Below are 14878 nucleotides of genomic sequence, written 5' to 3'. Positions count from 1 at the left end.
TAATACAAGAGTACTAAATGTTGATTTCAGCTGTAGGTGTTCGCTTTCCACGGGCGGTCGCGGGAGCCTCCTCGGCGCATCAGCGCCTGTGGGGTCTCCCTTGACGCGCTTTCCCGCGAGTCTCACACCTACAGCTGAAATCAACATTGGTCTCTATTAACAACGCTTAAATTCGAACTGAATTAAAGATTGTACTTTAATTATTTGATATTTGAGTCGGTTTCATAATGTATGACTACTATACGAAAAACGAATGATAGTATCGTATTTTTGTTTTATAACACCTTATTAAAACGAACATATTATCTTGTATTACACTAAAATATTCGTTTTACATTTAACGAACCGTAATTATGAAACTGATTAATTTATAAAGATTATTAAAGAATGTGCAATTTTTAATTTTTATCATCAATATTATTTTGAATGGAAGTGCATCATATATGCGTAAATCTAGCGTCATAATACTTATTAGTACTCTCTTTGTTTTCTACTTCATTTATTCAAATCAAGAGATTGTCGAGGAGAGTATTATTTTTTTTCCTATTGATTCTTCCGTTATTATTAAAGAGGCTTCAACAAAGTTTTCGTTAATGGATGAGAAAGATAATGATGAATATATCGTGAATTGGGAAGTCACTTCGTCGTCTTCCATACCCGTATACTTGCGACAAGATATATCTTTGTTATTTGCAGATGGAAGATTAAAAGCTATTTTGTCTGATTGGAAGGATGAAAAACAGGGGTTAAGTCAATACGCTTCCATTCACGGAGAAGACAGTAGCTTCTTTCAATCTATTTCGTTTCACCACGCGGAAATTCATTATGATGAAGATAAAATCACAAGCGCCCAATCCATGAGTAGTGATTATTTATATGTCATCGATTCATCCTTTTCTCCATTGCAAGCGTTTAAAGAACCTGAAAACAATGAGCAAAAAGAGTGGCAGCAAGTGTTAAATAAAGTGACCGAACAACAATTAATGTTTTCTTGGAACAAAGCAATTGATTATTTTAACATTGAGAGAAATAAATATGATGCCATTTCATTACTACAATTACAAGAATATAACAAAAAAGCTTTCCCTACCTTTACGTATGAAAAAACGCAAGAGATCATCGGAAAGCTTTGGGAAGGATTATATAAAGAATATTTTTTAGGAGTAAAAACGTATAATGGCCAGATTGTCCCCCCGATTGGGAGTTCCATTCCGTTATTACTGTTTTCTACTGATAAAACGCACGTCTTCATTGTATTTGAAACAGCTGAAGGAACACCGGTCCAACTTATTCAGAAGATTTCTTACGATTAATCTCATCTCTTAACTTTACGTAAGAATCTTCCTGCTTTATGTTTATGGCACGTTCCACGGATTCTAAAGCGAGTTCTAACTCATTTAACTCTATATATAGGATGGCTAAGTTAAAATGCGCCTCATGAAAGTTTGGTTCCATTTCTGTTACTTTTATGAGGTGCTTTTGTGCACTTTCTAATTCACCCATTTTTATCTCAACATACGACAGATAAAAGTATACTTCTGCAGGAGCATCCTCATTTGAGGCTATTGGATATAGAATACTATAAGCGTCCTGGAAGTTTTCTTCTTCCATTAATTGTTGTGCTTTTACTAAAGCAACTTGTGGATCGTTTTCATTTTTGGCATAGCCGTATTCCAAAAATGGAAAAATAATAGCCAGGGAAATAACGAGTGTCGCAAGGCGTAACAACCATAATTTCTGTTTTGGTAAGGCAATGATAGTTGCTGCAAGGAAACCTCCTATTAATCCACCGATATGACCTGCATTATCAATACCAGGAATAACAAATCCAAGTGAAATATTAATCCCAATTAATACTAATATATTCGTCCCCATCGTTCTAAAAAACAATTTAGGATGAGAGATTCCTACGTATAATAAAGCTCCAAAACAGCCGAAAATCGCCCCCGAAGCCCCCGCTGAAATGCTAGGGGTAAAAACAAAGCTAGCAACTGTACCGGTAAATCCTGCAAACAAATAAATAAATAAAAATCTTCCACTCCCATACATTCGTTCTACAGCAGTTCCTAAATAGTATAACGCCAACGTATTCATTAATAAATGGAAGATTCCAATATGCAAAATAATCGGGGTGAAAAACCTCCACCATTCCCCTTCTAATATAAGCGGATTATATTTTGCTCCATATTGAATAAGCGTTTCAATATTTTGACTACCGCCATTGGTTTCAAGTAAGTAAAAGAAAAACAGTTGTATCGCAATGAAAATATACGTATAAAATGGACGACCATGCTGGAATAATTCCTTTACTTTTCTTATTCGCTTTTGTGCGACAGAAATAACCGAATGTTTTAAATGCTCTAGAGCAAGTTCGTCTAACACCATCTCTTCTTGTATCGTAATTTGTTTATTGGTAAGTGTAGAAATAGATTTACAAGTCTGCTCGATGTTTAGGCTATGCACTATAACTGATGATAATGTTGTATTTTCGTATTTATATGGTTTATCCACTCTAAATTCCCAATCATCAACAGGAGGATATGTAGAAACATAAATAGATACAGTCGCTAACTTTCTTTTACGGAGTTGCTTTTGAAAATTATGCATTTTCACAGCAGTGTTTTCAATGTCACGTTGCAACCACATGCTCCAATCTAAATCCGTTCTTATTACTCTTACAATCGGTGCCTGTTTATTTTCAATAGCTTCTAGCCATATTTCTTTTTCATTTTCTGCTAAATGAATTAATCGATATTCATGCTGAATAACAAGTTGATGAATGATTCTCCAAAATACGGTATCCATCTTCATGATGAGACACCCCCTTATCTTCTCTCCCAATGATTCGGTATCCGAGTCCGTTTCATAATGTACGACTACTAAACGAAAAACGAATAATAGCATCGTATTCTGTATTTATACACCTTAATAAACGAACATATTATTTTGTATATCACTAATATTCGTTTTTCATTAAACGAACCGTAATTATGAAATTGATTCATCTACTATCATTTTAGTTTCTTCTTCTTATAAAGTAAAAAAATAAGCGTAAAAATAAAAGCTAACTTCTCACATTATATGGAGGAAGTTAGCTTTTTAAACCAGTATTCACTTTTATTGCCCACGAAATACAGACTGCATTAGTCTATCCCGTACAAATGGTATGTCCATCCCGAACTGAACTGCATATCGGCGTATGCTACTAATTCCGAGAAGGTAGTTTAAAATTTTATAACGGTTTTGATAGGCAGCATAAATAGCAAGTACAAAAAAGACCATTCTTGTCATTGAACTAATCATATTGTAATCCCTCCTACACATTAGGTTGCTACAAATAGAAAAAAACATGCTTAAATCTGCATGTTTTTTATAACTATTTAAAAACCGCTGTTGATTTCCGCGCAAGACTTCGCTTTCCGCGGGCGGGCCGGGAGCCTCCTCGGCGCTTGCGCCTGTGGGGTCTCCCGCTCCCCGCTTTTCCCGCAGGAGTCTCAGTCTTGCACGAAAATCAACAGCTATTTTAGTAATTAATGATAATCATCATCTTTAACACATATTTTCATAACAAGTTATATAAAGCATACTTTAATTTTTAGAAATTAATTTTATTTTTAATGTCAGTTAAGACTTGAACTGAGTGTTTGAATTGCTCTTTTTCTTTTTCGCATAAATCTAGTTCTACAATTTCACGTATGCCGTTTCTATTAACGATAGCTGGTACTCCAATGTAGATGTCTTCGCTATCATATTGCCCCTCTAGATAGGCGGATACAGTTAAGATAGAATTTTCATTTTGTAAAATCGCTTTTGTTAATCGAACGAGACCCATGGCAATGCCGTAATAAGTCGCGCCTTTTCTTTCGATAATATGGTAAGCGGCATCACGAACATTTACAAAGATTTCTTCTAAATCTTCTTCTTTATAACCTTCTTTTTCTGCCATCATGTCTAAAATTGGTTTTCCACCAATATCCGCTCTACTCCATACCGGTAACTCTGTATCTCCATGTTCTCCAATAATGTATGCATGCACATTTCTCGCATCCACTTGGAAGTAGTCACCTAGCAAATAACGGAATCTTGCAGTATCTAGAATGGTACCAGATCCGATGACTCTTTCTTTTGGTAAGCCAGAATATTTCCATGTTACATAAGTTAAAATGTCAACTGGGTTCGTCGCTACTAAGAAAATACCGTCAAAACCATTTCCCATTACTTGTTCGACAATGCTTTTGAAAATTTTAGTGTTTTTTTCTACTAAATCAAGTCTTGTTTCACCTGGCTTTTGATTTGCACCTGCACTTATTACAACGATATCTGCATCTTTGCTGTCTGTATAATCACCATACCAAATTTTCGTAGGTGCAGGAGAGAATGCAATACCATGATTTAAATCCATTGCATCTCCTTCTGATTTTTCTTTATTTAAATCTATTAATACAAGTTCTTCTGTTACACCTTGATTTAATAATGCAAAAGCATAACTTGAACCTACAAATCCAGTTCCTATAAGTACTACACGATTGATTCCATTTGCCATTATAACCGCCTCTTTCACTAATAATTTTATCTATGACTTTATTATACTAAAAAAGATTGTGAAGCACTGAACAAATTAAAGCGATTTTGTTACATTTTCAAAACAGCATTTTCCAACCCAGCATAGATACTGTTGTTGCTAGGATGATCGCCATTACATTTACCAAATCATTGTTTACTATTCGTATTCCTTTTGTTAATACCGTACTTTCTTTACAATGTTCTGTAAGTTCTGTTGTTTGCCCACACTTTTTGCACGTATATTGTGCTTGAACAGTAGCACCTACTATCGTATCCAGAAAACAACCTACCATTCCAAACAACGTAATCCACCCTGCCATTATATAACCCACCTCAAAAAGTAAAAGGCCAATAATTGCAATAAATAATGAACCAAGAAAACTGGCAATTGTTCCTAGATTCGATACCGCACCTGATGTTCCTGCTTCTACTTTTCTTAAAGTGAGAATATGTATCGGTTTCGTTTTGCTAAAAGGCCCTATTTCAGAAGCCCAAGTATCCGAATTCGCTACAGCGATAGCTGTTATAAAACCGACTAAAATCCATTCATGTGGGTACAGATAATAAACCAAACTTAAACTAGCCGGTATTGCGCCGTTTGCAAAGACTTGAATGATATCTCGTCTACTACCTTTTTGAATAATTCCGGATGTTTTTTGCTTCTTTTTGATTTTGCTCCATAGACTTGAGCTTGCAAAAAAAGCACCAATGAGTAACAGCCCTTCTCCTTTAAATCCTAATGAAATGAAGCAACCAACGATAATGGTTCCGATAGCTCCTGAAAAACTTAATGCTTTTAATAAATATCCTATAACAGCAACGAAAACAATACCAGAGATCATAAGGATTGGATTACTTAACACGTAAGAACACCTTCGTTCGTAATAATTGCTTCCACTGGAATATCAAAGCTTTCTCTTGGAACTTCTTCGTTAACTTGAGTATAAAATGCTAAAGAGATTTTTCGGCCGTGGAATTTTTGTAGATAACGATCAAAATATCCACCACCAAAACCAATGCGGTAACCTTCTTTATCAAAAATAAGACCTGGTACGATTATTAAATCTATTTCTGATGGCGGTACATATTTTGTTTTACTCACTATCGGTTCTCTTAGTCCAAAATAAACTACTTCTAATTCGTGAAAGCTTACAATTTCATAGAAGTCCATCGTACTAGATGTTGGATTACATTTAGGCACTGCAATTTTCTTTCCTTCGTTCCAAGCTTTTTCGATAATCTCATCTGTACGCACTTCTGGAAATCGTGATACCGTAATTCCGATAGTTTTAGCATCTTGCCACTGTTTTGTTTCAAAAAGGTGTTTTTGTATGTATGTAGACATATTTGTATGTTCTTGCTCTGTGTAACATTTGAGCTTTGCTTTCATTTCTTTTCTAAGTTTATTTTTTATCTCTTTCATGTTATTCTCCTTTTATTTAACATTTAATACTATAATAGTATCGTTTTTATTAGGAGAGCATCAACCATAATGCTGTATGTTTGATTGATTAAACCTTTAACAGGATGCTATGTTAAAGTTCGCTGTTGATTTCCGTGCAAGGCTTCGCTTTCCGCGGGCGGTAAAAAGGAAGGTTATTTTCACTGTCGTGAAAAAACTTACTCCTCGGCGCAAGCGCCTGTGTGGTCTCCCGCACCCCGCTTCTCCCGCAGGAGTCTCAGCCTTGCACGGAAATCAACAAGTACAAGTATTTATAAATCACCACTAAGCTTTGACATAGCTTAACAGGAAAGAAATATAATTCTCCTGAAAAAATGACTGGTATTTCTTTTAGATAAGTGATATTATAGTAAAGTCTGAATAGAAGCTTGAAAAGTTTGGAGGGATAAAGATGCGTGTACAAGTAACTTTAGCTTGCACTGAGAGTGGTGACCGTAACTACATCACTACTAAAAATAAACGTAACAACCCAGATCGTCTTGAGCTTAAGAAATATAGCCCAAGATTAAAAAAGGTAACAGTTCACCGTGAAACAAAGTAAGCAGTAGGTCTTCCTACTGCTTATTTTATTTCTTTTTTCTTTTGCTTTTTCTTCATAATCATCTTCCATAAACGCGTTGAAAACATTTGTCCTTCATTCTCTATCACACTAACTTTATTTTGCTTTAGATCTTCCTTTGCCTGTTCGTATTGAGCATGATTGCCTATATCTATCCAATACCCTTCTGCTAAATAACCGATGATTTTACTCCCATTTTGTAAAAGAATAGGTAATATATCTTTGCTGAAATCGATCGCTTCTTTATTTGGAAAGTAAGAAAATATTTTCGGATTTACTACGTATATTCCTGTATTGACTATATTACTAAAAACCTCATTACTTTTTGGTTTTTCTTTAAACGCAATGATTTCACCATCTGCATTTACTTTCATAATTCCGTAGTAAGTTGGATATTTCGTTTTAGCCATAAAGATTGTCATTAATGCTTCGTGCTTCTCGTGAAAATCAATTCCCTTTTGTAAATTAAAATCAGTTAATGCATCTCCACTAATGACTAAGAACGTATCTTCTAAAAATATTTTAGCAAATTTAACACAACCTGCTGTTCCAAGTGGCTCTATTTCTTCCACATACGTAATGTGTACTCCCCATTTTGAACCATCACCGAAATAATTTTTAATTTTCTCACTTAAATAGCAAATTGTTACAATAATTTCTGTTATTCCATGTTTTTTTAATAGTTCAATACTATACTCCATAACAGGTTTATTTTGTAATGGCACTAATGGTTTCGGTGTTGTTTCTGTTAACGGTAATAGCCTCGTACCAAGCCCTCCTGCTAAAATAACCGCCTTCACATTCACCTACCCCCATTTTAACGTAATACATGATTATATACACTTTTTGTTAATGTTATCACCCGTTTCCAACTATAGTGTATTCTAACTTTTTCATACGCATGCTCCCCAAATGTGGCAGATTCTTGTTCATTATGTAAAATACGACTTATGGCCTGAGCGAGTTCATTTCGGTTTGTACATTCTACTAGGAGTCCGTCATGCTCATGTTTAATGATTGATTTTAATCCACCAATAGAGGCAGCAATGACCGGTTTACGTTCTTTCATCGCTTCAATCGCAACAATTCCAAACGGTTCATATAAACTAGGTATAACAACTACATCACTACTTTGTATCAATGCTTTCTTCTCAGCACTTTTCACGTACCCTACAAATAGAAAGGATGACTCTAAACCTAGTCTTTTTACTTGTTTTTCAAGATTTTTTTTCATTGGACCTACTCCTGCTAAAACAAATAACACATCTTCTATTTGATTGGATACAATTGCTGCAGCTTGTACAAGATGTTGAAAACCTTTTTCTGGAACCAACCTTCCTATTGCTAAGACTACTTTCTTCTTTTCTAAATATGATGGATTACTAGAAGACCGGTTTTGTTCTTCTATTTGTATCCCATTAGGAATAATAGTTGTTTTTCCCTTAACTTCCTCTATAAAACACACTTCATCTAACATACCTTTACTGCAAACAATTATCTTGTCAGACTTTTTCAATAGTAAACTTTCTATCTCGTTAATTTTATGTTGAATATCTCCAATAAATCCATTTACTTTACTACGACCATATTCTGTCGAATGGATGGTTATAATTAATGGTACATTACACTCTACCTTCAATGTTATGGCTGCATATCCAACGAGCCAATCGTGAGCGTGTATTAATTGAAAGCTATGCTCACTACGTAACTCTAACACCTTTTCCACAATAGCTATATTCACTTGACCAATCCATTCTATTAAATGTTCACTTTCATTATTAATAGTGTCAACTCGATGAACATGGACTTCTTTATACAGTTGATAGGATGGCGCACCCAGTATATTTGGTGTGATGACATGCACTACGTAATCTTTTGCTAAAAAACTACTTAGTCCTTCTACATGTGTTCCAAGCCCTCCTTCCATGTTTGGAGGGTACTCTGAAGATAGGATTAGAATCTTTCTTTTTTGTTCATAGGAAGGTTGTAACATAGTGGTAATTGTTGAACTCATATTAATCATCCTCATTAGAGATGTTATAGTAGGTATAGGTAGAAAAGTTATTTCGCCAATTGCTGCTTTTTTCATTTGTGATCCAGTTTAAAGTTGGGGTATTAGATTTGGTTTTGTTTTGCATTGAAATAATTATTGATTTTTCAATTGGAAGGAAACATTCATTATCAGTGAAGAGAAGTTCTACTATGTATTGTTCGTTATCTTCTACTTCGACATCGATTTCTTTTTCATCCATGTTAATTCGTTTTTGCAAATACGAAACATACTTGTATGGAGGCTTATTATCTGTTTTATAAACCCTCACAATACTAGTTAGAGAATCTAATGGACGATTAAAGAAGGTTTCTAAATATGTAAATTTCCATAACGGTAAATCCCATGAAATATGTAATGTTGGAAAGTGCTCTGAAGTACGTATAGCAACATGATTCATTTGTCTATTACCTACCTTTCCTTCCAATCGTATCACTTGCATATCTTCTTTCTCAACAAAAGGTTTTGTCGGAACTTGTCTTTTCGTGTAAAATAATTATGGTTGTACAGACAAAAATAGAAACCCGAGTTCGAATAGTATGGATGGTAATAAGTGTACTTATAGTTTATTAAATTTTTTTATGAGGTGACCACATGTTATTTGCTAGTATCTTTTTAGTTATCGCTTCTCTAGTAATTATTGGTCTATCTTTCTTACAAAAAGATAGAGTAAAAGATTTAGAGGAAGAGTTCGAACAATTATCTATGGACGTTGTTCAAGATAAGTACAAGATTGAAAGAAGAATGAAAGTATTAGAAGAGGAATTACTTGTTGGGCCAACATCAAAAATGACAGTCAAAAAAGCATCCAAACCTTCTGTTGAAAAAAGTGAAAATGTAAGTGATGAAGAGATTATTATTTCTTTATTTCATAAAGGTTATAAGGCAGAGCAAATAACACAATTTACTTCTATTCCGATGGATAAAGTAGAACGTGCCATCATGAAAGCTAAAATGAAAGGAAAACAAACGTCATGAAGACGACTTTCCGAGCATTAGCAGTTGGAATTCTTTTTGCAACCGGCGTAACTGGATGTGCTTACACTATTGAAGGAAAAAAAGAAGTAGCCCTAACAGAAGAACAAATTCAGTCTTATGTTGCAGAAAATAATCTTTTTTTGTTAACAAAAGAAGAATATGATAGTCTATTACCTTCTATGGAAGAAGAAAAGGTAGAAGAACAAGAGGCTGAAGTAGCTGAAGAATCTCCAAAGGATTCTGAAGAGCCGAAAGAAGAAGAAAAAGTAGAGGAAGAACCTAAAGTTTATACGTTTGAAATAAAAAGTGGTGTTCCTACTCAAATTGCTGCAGAACAACTAGAGTCAGACGGATTGATTGAGAGTGCAAAAGATTTTATTAAGTTTCTAGGAGATGCTGGATTAGAGAAGAAAGTACGTGCAGGAACTTATGAAATTCAAACAGGCATGTCTTACCGTGAAATTGCGGAAATCATTACAAGATAAAGATTAATATATTAAAGGCCGACATCTGAGCGTCGGCCTTTTTTGTGCCCCTATTATTTATTCTTAATCTTCAGCAACCTCAAACTATTTAACGTTACAAGAACCGTTGCACCCATATCCGCAAAAATGGCAATCCATAACGTTAACCAGCCAGGTATTACTAATAATAAAGCCAATATTTTTAGCCCTATTGAAAATGCGATATTTTGCTTAATAATTTGCAATGTTTTTTTGCTTAAACTAATGGCGTAAGGTAGTTTTTGTAGGTCGTCTGCCATTAATGCCACGTCTGCTGTTTCTAGTGCGGTATCAGTACCTGCTCCTCCCATTGCAACACCAATATCAGCGGCAGCTAATGCTGGAGCATCATTTATTCCATCCCCTACCATCGCAACGTGGTTATAGTTATCTCTTAGTTTTTTAACTAAACGTAGCTTTTGTTCAGGTAAAAGTTCAGCGTGTACTTCATCTACTCCGAGTTGATGCTTTATTACTTCAGCGGTTCGTTTATTGTCCCCTGTTAATAACACTGTTTTCTCTATACCAAATTCCTTTAGCTTTGATATTACATTTTTGCTTGAAGTTCTAACTTCGTCTCGCAGCGCAATAATTCCTTCTATTCTTTGAGGAGTCCCTGCAACCATTACCGTCTTTCCTTCATTTTGCAATTCCGTTATTCTATTGATATAAGAAGAGATTGTTGGGTGCTCACTTTCCATAAACCAATTAGGACTTCCAATATTATATTTCTCCCCGTTTATCGTTCCCGATACTCCTTTTCCAGGAATAGCGATGATGTTTTCTACGTCTAACGTTTTTGATTCACCCATCTTAATCTTTTCTATATGATTAACAATTGATTTTGCTAAAGGATGACTAGATCCTTTTTCAATAGCCATAACCTTTTTTAATAGTTCTTCATTAGAAGCTTCCAACTCTATAACATCTGTAACAACAGGAGTCCCCTTTGTTAATGTACCTGTTTTGTCAAAAGCGATCGCTCGAATGGCCCCTAATTGCTCTAGGTGAATCCCTCCTTTTATCAGCACTCCGTTTCTAGCTGCATTTCCGATTGCTGTAACGATGGAAATAGGTGTGGAAATAACTAGTGCACAAGGGCAACCTACAACAAGTACTGCTAAACCTTGATATATCCATGCTTCCCAAGATAAGCCAAAAAGTAGTGGTGGAATTACAGCCACTAAAAATGCAATTACCATTATTAAAGGTGTATAATACTTGGCAAATTTATCTACAAACGCTTGAGATGGAGCACGTTCCGCTTGAGCTTCCTCCACTAAATATATTATTTTAGAAAGCGTTGTATCTTCTACACGTTTTGTTACTTCCACTTCTATAAACCCATCTTCGTTAAGCGTTCCGGCATAAACGTCATCACCAATGGTTTTTGTTAATGGTATACTTTCCCCAGTAATCGCAGCGGTGTTTATAGCAGCAACCCCTCTTAAAATCTTTCCATCCATCGCAAGCTTCTCACCAGGTTTTACAATCATAATATCATTTACTTCAATTTCTTCTACAGAAACATATCGCTCTTCGTTATTACGTTTTATTAACGCTTTTTTAGGGGCAATATTCATTAAGGAACGAATAGATGATCTAGCTTTTTCCATTGAATACGTTTCTAGTGCTTCACTTATAGCAAACAAAATAACGACCGTCGCACCTTCTGCCCATTCCCCAATGATGGCTGCACCAATAATCGCTATTGTCATTAGCGTTTTCATATCGAATTGAAGCCTTGATAAGTTTTTCAGACCGATAAGAAACAATCGATATCCTCCAACAATAATCGTTACGGCGAATGCACTTATTGTCGCGTAATGGTCTTCACCCAATGTAAAGAAAAAATACCAACCAACAATTAAAGCTACAAATGATAACAAAACACGCCAATGCTTCTGATAAAGAGGAACTTTCTGTTCTTCTGAAACATTATGAGCTAACTCTGTTACTTTAATTTGATCAAACGCCCCTGCTTTTTCTAACTCTTTAATGGTCGTTTTTCCATAAACCGTAATTTTTGCCGCTCCGTAGTTTATTTTTGCCTCCTCGACGCCTGTAATCTCTTTTACATTTGTTTCAAATTTGGCTGCACAATTTGTGCATGTTAATCCTTGTAACCGATATTCTTTTTTATTTTCCACGTTCGGTCACTTCCTTTTGGTGTTCATAAGCAATTTCAATTAACTGTTTCACATGATCATCATCTAAAGAATAATAAACTAGCTTACCTTCTTTTCTGTATTTGGCTAAACCTAAATCTCTCAGAAGTCTTAGGTGGTGTGAGGCAGTCGCATTTGTCGAACCAACTATCTCTGCAACATCACACACACATAACTCTTCCCCTTTATATAATGCATAACTAATTTTCAACCTAGTTGGATCAGATAATGCACGGAAAAATTTAGCCACATCTATTGTTACTTTTTCATCTATTACTTTTTTTACCCTTTTAACTTTTTGTTCATTTATTATAGTTGTTTCACAAACTAAGTTTTTACTAACCATTTCAGCACCTCATTCAAACGTTCATTTGAATATTAGTTTATTACTCGTACAAGCTTTTGGTCAATCATTTAGCTTGTTTTTCACACATATTTATTAGTTGATTCACTTCCCTGTAATATCACTGAATATGAATTCCTACTTGACTAATAATAAAGATGAAAGGGGAAATACATCATGGAAAACACAAATTATTTTTCTTCTTGGTTTGGAAATATTAGAGGAGATATTATTGCAGGTATAGTTGTTGCATTAGCACTAATTCCAGAGGCAATTGCTTTTTCTATCATTGCAGGAGTAGATCCAATGGTAGGACTTTATGCTTCCTTTGTAATCGCTATTGTAATTGCCTTTATTGGTGGGCGACCTGGTATGATTTCAGGTGCAACTGGTGCTATGGCTTTATTGTTTATTCATTTAGTTGCAGAGCACGGATATCAGTACTTATTAGCTGCTACCATCTTAACTGGAGTTTTGCAAATTCTTTTTGGTATTTTCAAACTTGCTAAATATATGAAATTTATCCCTCGATCTGTCATGGTAGGATTCGTAAATGCATTAGCCATTTTAATATTTATGGCTCAACTAGATCATTTTGTTGGAGAAACATGGATTATGTTTGTTCTAGTTGCCTTAACATTAGCCATCATTTACTTGTTTCCTTATTTAAACAAAGCTATTCCTTCTACATTAGTTGCAATCGTAGTGGTGACGGTTATTGCTATCTTTGGGAATGTAGGGGTTAGAACGGTAGGAAGTATGGGTAGTATATCTAAAACGTTACCAACGTTCTTTTTACCTGATATTCCGTTAAACTTCCAAACATTAGAAATTATATTACCATATTCTTTAGCTCTAGCTTTAGTAGGTATATTAGAATCCCTTTTAACAGCCTCTATTGTGGATGATATGACGGATACAGGGAGTAACAAGAATATTGAGAGTAACGGACAGGGGGTAGCTAATATAATTACTGGCTTTTTTGGTGGAATGGCTGGTTGTGCGATGATTGGACAATCTATCATAAACGTAAGTTCCGGTGGACGTGGAAGATTATCATCTTTAGCCGCAGGTATATTTTTAATATTCCTTATCGTTGTTTTAGGGGACATTGTTGTCCAAATCCCAATGGCGGCATTAGCTGGAGTAATGATTATGGTTGCCATAAGTACCTTTGACTGGAATTCGGTAAAGACACTTCATTTATTACCAAAAACAGATGCAGTAGTTATGATAGTAACTGTACTTACCGTTGTCTTCACACACAACTTGGCTATCGGTGTATTCACAGGTATTTTGTTAAGTGCCATTTTCTTTGTATCCAAAATATCTAGAGTGGAAGTAGATAGTAAGCTTGTTGATCATAAAAGAAGATATATTGTGAGAGGACAATTATTTTTCGCATCTGTTACTGAACTTTTAACAAAGTTTGATTTTAAAGAAGAAATTAAGCAGGTGGAATTGAATTTAAGTCGAACTCATTTATGGGATGACTCTGCTGTAGCCGCCATTGACAAAATCGTTAATAAGTTTGAAGAAAGCGGAATAGCAGTTGAAGTCACAGGTTTAAATGATGATAGCTCAGAGCTTGTAAAAAAGCTAACCAATAAACTGAGCTCTCATTAAATACTTAGGAGGTGAAGGGGAATGTTCAAAAAAATATTACTCGCTTCAGACGGCTCGGAACATTCAAAAAGAGCTGCAGAAAAAGCAATCCAAGTAGCAACTTGTGATAAAAGCTCAACATTGGAAATAGTGTTTGTTTTAGATGGTGATCAAGCGAAGTCAAGTGTGCTACAAAATTGGAACTCCATTGAATTAGAAGAAACAAAAACGAAAAAAGTCGGTTGGATTGTCGAGCAAGCTAAGGCGGCGAATGTTACTTATTCAGTTAAAAGGTTGCACGGGGAACCTGGGCCGACAATAGTTAAGTATGCAAACGAACAAAATTTCGATTTAGTCGTTATCGGAAGTAGAGGCTTAAATACATTACAAGAATTTGTTTTGGGAAGTGTAAGTCATAAAGTAGCCAAACGCGCAAACTGTCCTGTTATGATTATAAAATAAACTAAAAAGTATCGTATCCCGAACTATCTTTTGGGAAACGATACTTTTTTGATTATAGCACATTTCTTTATATTTTCTTCCAAGGAGAACTCATTTTCTTTCCAATTGAAATGACCGGTGTAATGACTTCACTTTTTTTCTCGCTATAAAAACACATATCAGTATAATTAATTATAAATAATTAT

16 protein-coding genes are annotated in these 14878 nt (G+C 35.0%); 6 read left to right on the top strand and 10 right to left on the bottom strand.

What is annotated here, in order from left to right; all coding sequences use genetic code 11:
• The first annotated feature begins 443 nt into the window (after positions 1-443).
• Positions 444-1313, top strand: coding sequence for a hypothetical protein (locus CDZ89_RS06895; protein WP_096153410.1), 870 nt, complete (start codon positions 444-446; stop codon positions 1311-1313).
• Here the strand turns inward: CDZ89_RS06895 and CDZ89_RS06890 are convergent.
• The 5 genes from CDZ89_RS06890 to CDZ89_RS06870 form a co-directional block, all read right to left on the bottom strand.
• A complete protein-coding gene (locus tag CDZ89_RS06890; RefSeq protein WP_096153409.1) occupies positions 1288-2811 on the bottom strand; it encodes a rhomboid family protein in 1524 nt (507 codons plus the stop codon). The two genes, CDZ89_RS06895 and CDZ89_RS06890, sit on opposite strands and share 26 nt — an antisense overlap.
• A 306-nt stretch (positions 2812-3117) precedes the next feature.
• Entirely contained in the window at positions 3118-3303 is a 186-nt protein-coding gene (locus CDZ89_RS06885; RefSeq protein WP_227521452.1) for a sodium:proton antiporter, read from the bottom strand.
• Between the two features lie 292 nt (positions 3304-3595).
• Positions 3596-4543: an L-lactate dehydrogenase gene (locus CDZ89_RS06880; protein ID WP_100333411.1), complete on the bottom strand. Its 948-nt coding sequence runs from the start codon at positions 4541-4543 to the stop codon at positions 3596-3598.
• Between the two features lie 97 nt (positions 4544-4640).
• Positions 4641-5426, bottom strand: a complete 786-nt coding sequence (locus CDZ89_RS06875) for a DUF92 domain-containing protein (RefSeq protein WP_100333410.1) — start codon at positions 5424-5426, stop codon at positions 4641-4643.
• Positions 5420-5986 (bottom strand): 5-formyltetrahydrofolate cyclo-ligase, encoded by a 567-nt coding sequence (locus CDZ89_RS06870; protein ID WP_176483694.1) that lies wholly within the window; start codon positions 5984-5986, stop codon positions 5420-5422. Before CDZ89_RS06870 ends, CDZ89_RS06875 begins: the two co-directional genes overlap by 7 nt.
• A 430-nt stretch (positions 5987-6416) precedes the next feature.
• Here CDZ89_RS06870 and rpmG point away from each other — a divergent pair, with 430 nt between their 5' ends.
• Positions 6417-6566: a 50S ribosomal protein L33 gene (gene rpmG / locus CDZ89_RS06865; RefSeq protein ID WP_096153405.1), complete on the top strand. Its 150-nt coding sequence runs from the start codon at positions 6417-6419 to the stop codon at positions 6564-6566.
• A 20-nt stretch (positions 6567-6586) separates the two neighbouring features.
• Here rpmG and CDZ89_RS06860 read toward each other — a convergent pair whose 3' ends face one another.
• From CDZ89_RS06860 to CDZ89_RS19585, 3 genes are read right to left on the bottom strand one after another with little or no spacing between them, the layout of a single operon-like run.
• The gene (locus tag CDZ89_RS06860) at positions 6587-7384 is read right to left on the bottom strand and encodes a nucleotidyltransferase family protein (RefSeq protein ID WP_157842690.1); all 798 of its coding nucleotides are present in this window, start codon (positions 7382-7384) and stop codon (positions 6587-6589) included.
• 17 nt (positions 7385-7401) lie between these two features.
• Entirely contained in the window at positions 7402-8598 is a 1197-nt protein-coding gene (locus CDZ89_RS06855; protein WP_198508231.1) for a glycosyltransferase family 4 protein, read from the bottom strand.
• 1 nt (position 8599) lies between these two features.
• Positions 8600-9070 (bottom strand): hypothetical protein, encoded by a 471-nt coding sequence (locus tag CDZ89_RS19585; protein ID WP_227521451.1) that lies wholly within the window; start codon positions 9068-9070, stop codon positions 8600-8602.
• A 158-nt stretch (positions 9071-9228) separates the two neighbouring features.
• Here CDZ89_RS19585 and CDZ89_RS06850 point away from each other — a divergent pair, with 158 nt between their 5' ends.
• Together CDZ89_RS06850 and CDZ89_RS06845 are read left to right on the top strand one after the other, a co-directional pair.
• Positions 9229-9612, top strand: coding sequence for a hypothetical protein (locus CDZ89_RS06850; protein WP_096153401.1), 384 nt, complete (start codon positions 9229-9231; stop codon positions 9610-9612).
• Positions 9609-10097, top strand: coding sequence for an endolytic transglycosylase MltG (locus CDZ89_RS06845; RefSeq protein WP_096153400.1), 489 nt, complete (start codon positions 9609-9611; stop codon positions 10095-10097). Before CDZ89_RS06850 ends, CDZ89_RS06845 begins: the two co-directional genes overlap by 4 nt.
• 53 nt (positions 10098-10150) lie before the next feature.
• Here the strand turns inward: CDZ89_RS06845 and CDZ89_RS06840 are convergent, their stop codons facing one another.
• Together CDZ89_RS06840 and CDZ89_RS06835 are read right to left on the bottom strand one after the other, a co-directional pair.
• Positions 10151-12265: a heavy metal translocating P-type ATPase gene (locus tag CDZ89_RS06840; protein WP_096153399.1), complete on the bottom strand. Its 2115-nt coding sequence runs from the start codon at positions 12263-12265 to the stop codon at positions 10151-10153.
• Entirely contained in the window at positions 12255-12629 is a 375-nt protein-coding gene (locus tag CDZ89_RS06835; protein WP_096153398.1) for an ArsR/SmtB family transcription factor, read from the bottom strand. Before CDZ89_RS06835 ends, CDZ89_RS06840 begins: the two co-directional genes overlap by 11 nt.
• 174 nt (positions 12630-12803) lie before the next feature.
• Between CDZ89_RS06835 and CDZ89_RS06830 the strand changes: the two genes are divergently transcribed.
• A complete protein-coding gene (locus CDZ89_RS06830; protein WP_096153397.1) occupies positions 12804-14252 on the top strand; it encodes a SulP family inorganic anion transporter in 1449 nt (482 codons plus the stop codon).
• A 21-nt stretch (positions 14253-14273) separates the two neighbouring features.
• Positions 14274-14693, top strand: a complete 420-nt coding sequence (locus CDZ89_RS06825) for a universal stress protein (RefSeq protein WP_096153396.1) — start codon at positions 14274-14276, stop codon at positions 14691-14693.
• The last annotated feature ends 185 nt before the right edge of the window (positions 14694-14878 follow it).

It is taken from the genome of Bacillus alkalisoli (assembly GCF_002797415.1).
Lineage (GTDB): Bacteria > Bacillota > Bacilli > Bacillales > Bacillaceae_I > Bacillus_CD > Bacillus_CD alkalisoli.
The sequence above is the reverse complement of the archived record's forward strand: the minus strand, read 5'-3'. Positions and strand labels throughout refer to the sequence as shown.

Bases quoted from the DNA above. Each gene is read 5' to 3' on its own strand.
- rpmG (WP_096153405.1), top strand. From the start codon at position 6,417: ATGCGTGTACAAGTAACTTTAGCTTGCACTGAGAGTGGTGACCGTAAC.
- CDZ89_RS06825 (WP_096153396.1), top strand. From the start codon at position 14,274: ATGTTCAAAAAAATATTACTCGCTTCAGACGGCTCGGAACATTCAAAA.
- CDZ89_RS06895 (WP_096153410.1), top strand. From the start codon at position 444: ATGCGTAAATCTAGCGTCATAATACTTATTAGTACTCTCTTTGTTTTC.
- CDZ89_RS06855 (WP_198508231.1), bottom strand. From the start codon at position 8,598: ATGAGTTCAACAATTACCACTATGTTACAACCTTCCTATGAACAAAAA.
- CDZ89_RS06830 (WP_096153397.1), top strand. From the start codon at position 12,804: ATGGAAAACACAAATTATTTTTCTTCTTGGTTTGGAAATATTAGAGGA.
- CDZ89_RS06835 (WP_096153398.1), bottom strand. From the start codon at position 12,629: ATGGTTAGTAAAAACTTAGTTTGTGAAACAACTATAATAAATGAACAA.
- CDZ89_RS06880 (WP_100333411.1), bottom strand. From the start codon at position 4,543: ATGGCAAATGGAATCAATCGTGTAGTACTTATAGGAACTGGATTTGTA.
- CDZ89_RS06885 (WP_227521452.1), bottom strand. From the start codon at position 3,303: ATGATTAGTTCAATGACAAGAATGGTCTTTTTTGTACTTGCTATTTAT.
- CDZ89_RS06845 (WP_096153400.1), top strand. From the start codon at position 9,609: ATGAAGACGACTTTCCGAGCATTAGCAGTTGGAATTCTTTTTGCAACC.
- CDZ89_RS06850 (WP_096153401.1), top strand. From the start codon at position 9,229: ATGTTATTTGCTAGTATCTTTTTAGTTATCGCTTCTCTAGTAATTATT.
- CDZ89_RS06870 (WP_176483694.1), bottom strand. From the start codon at position 5,986: ATGAAAGAGATAAAAAATAAACTTAGAAAAGAAATGAAAGCAAAGCTC.
- CDZ89_RS06890 (WP_096153409.1), bottom strand. From the start codon at position 2,811: ATGAAGATGGATACCGTATTTTGGAGAATCATTCATCAACTTGTTATT.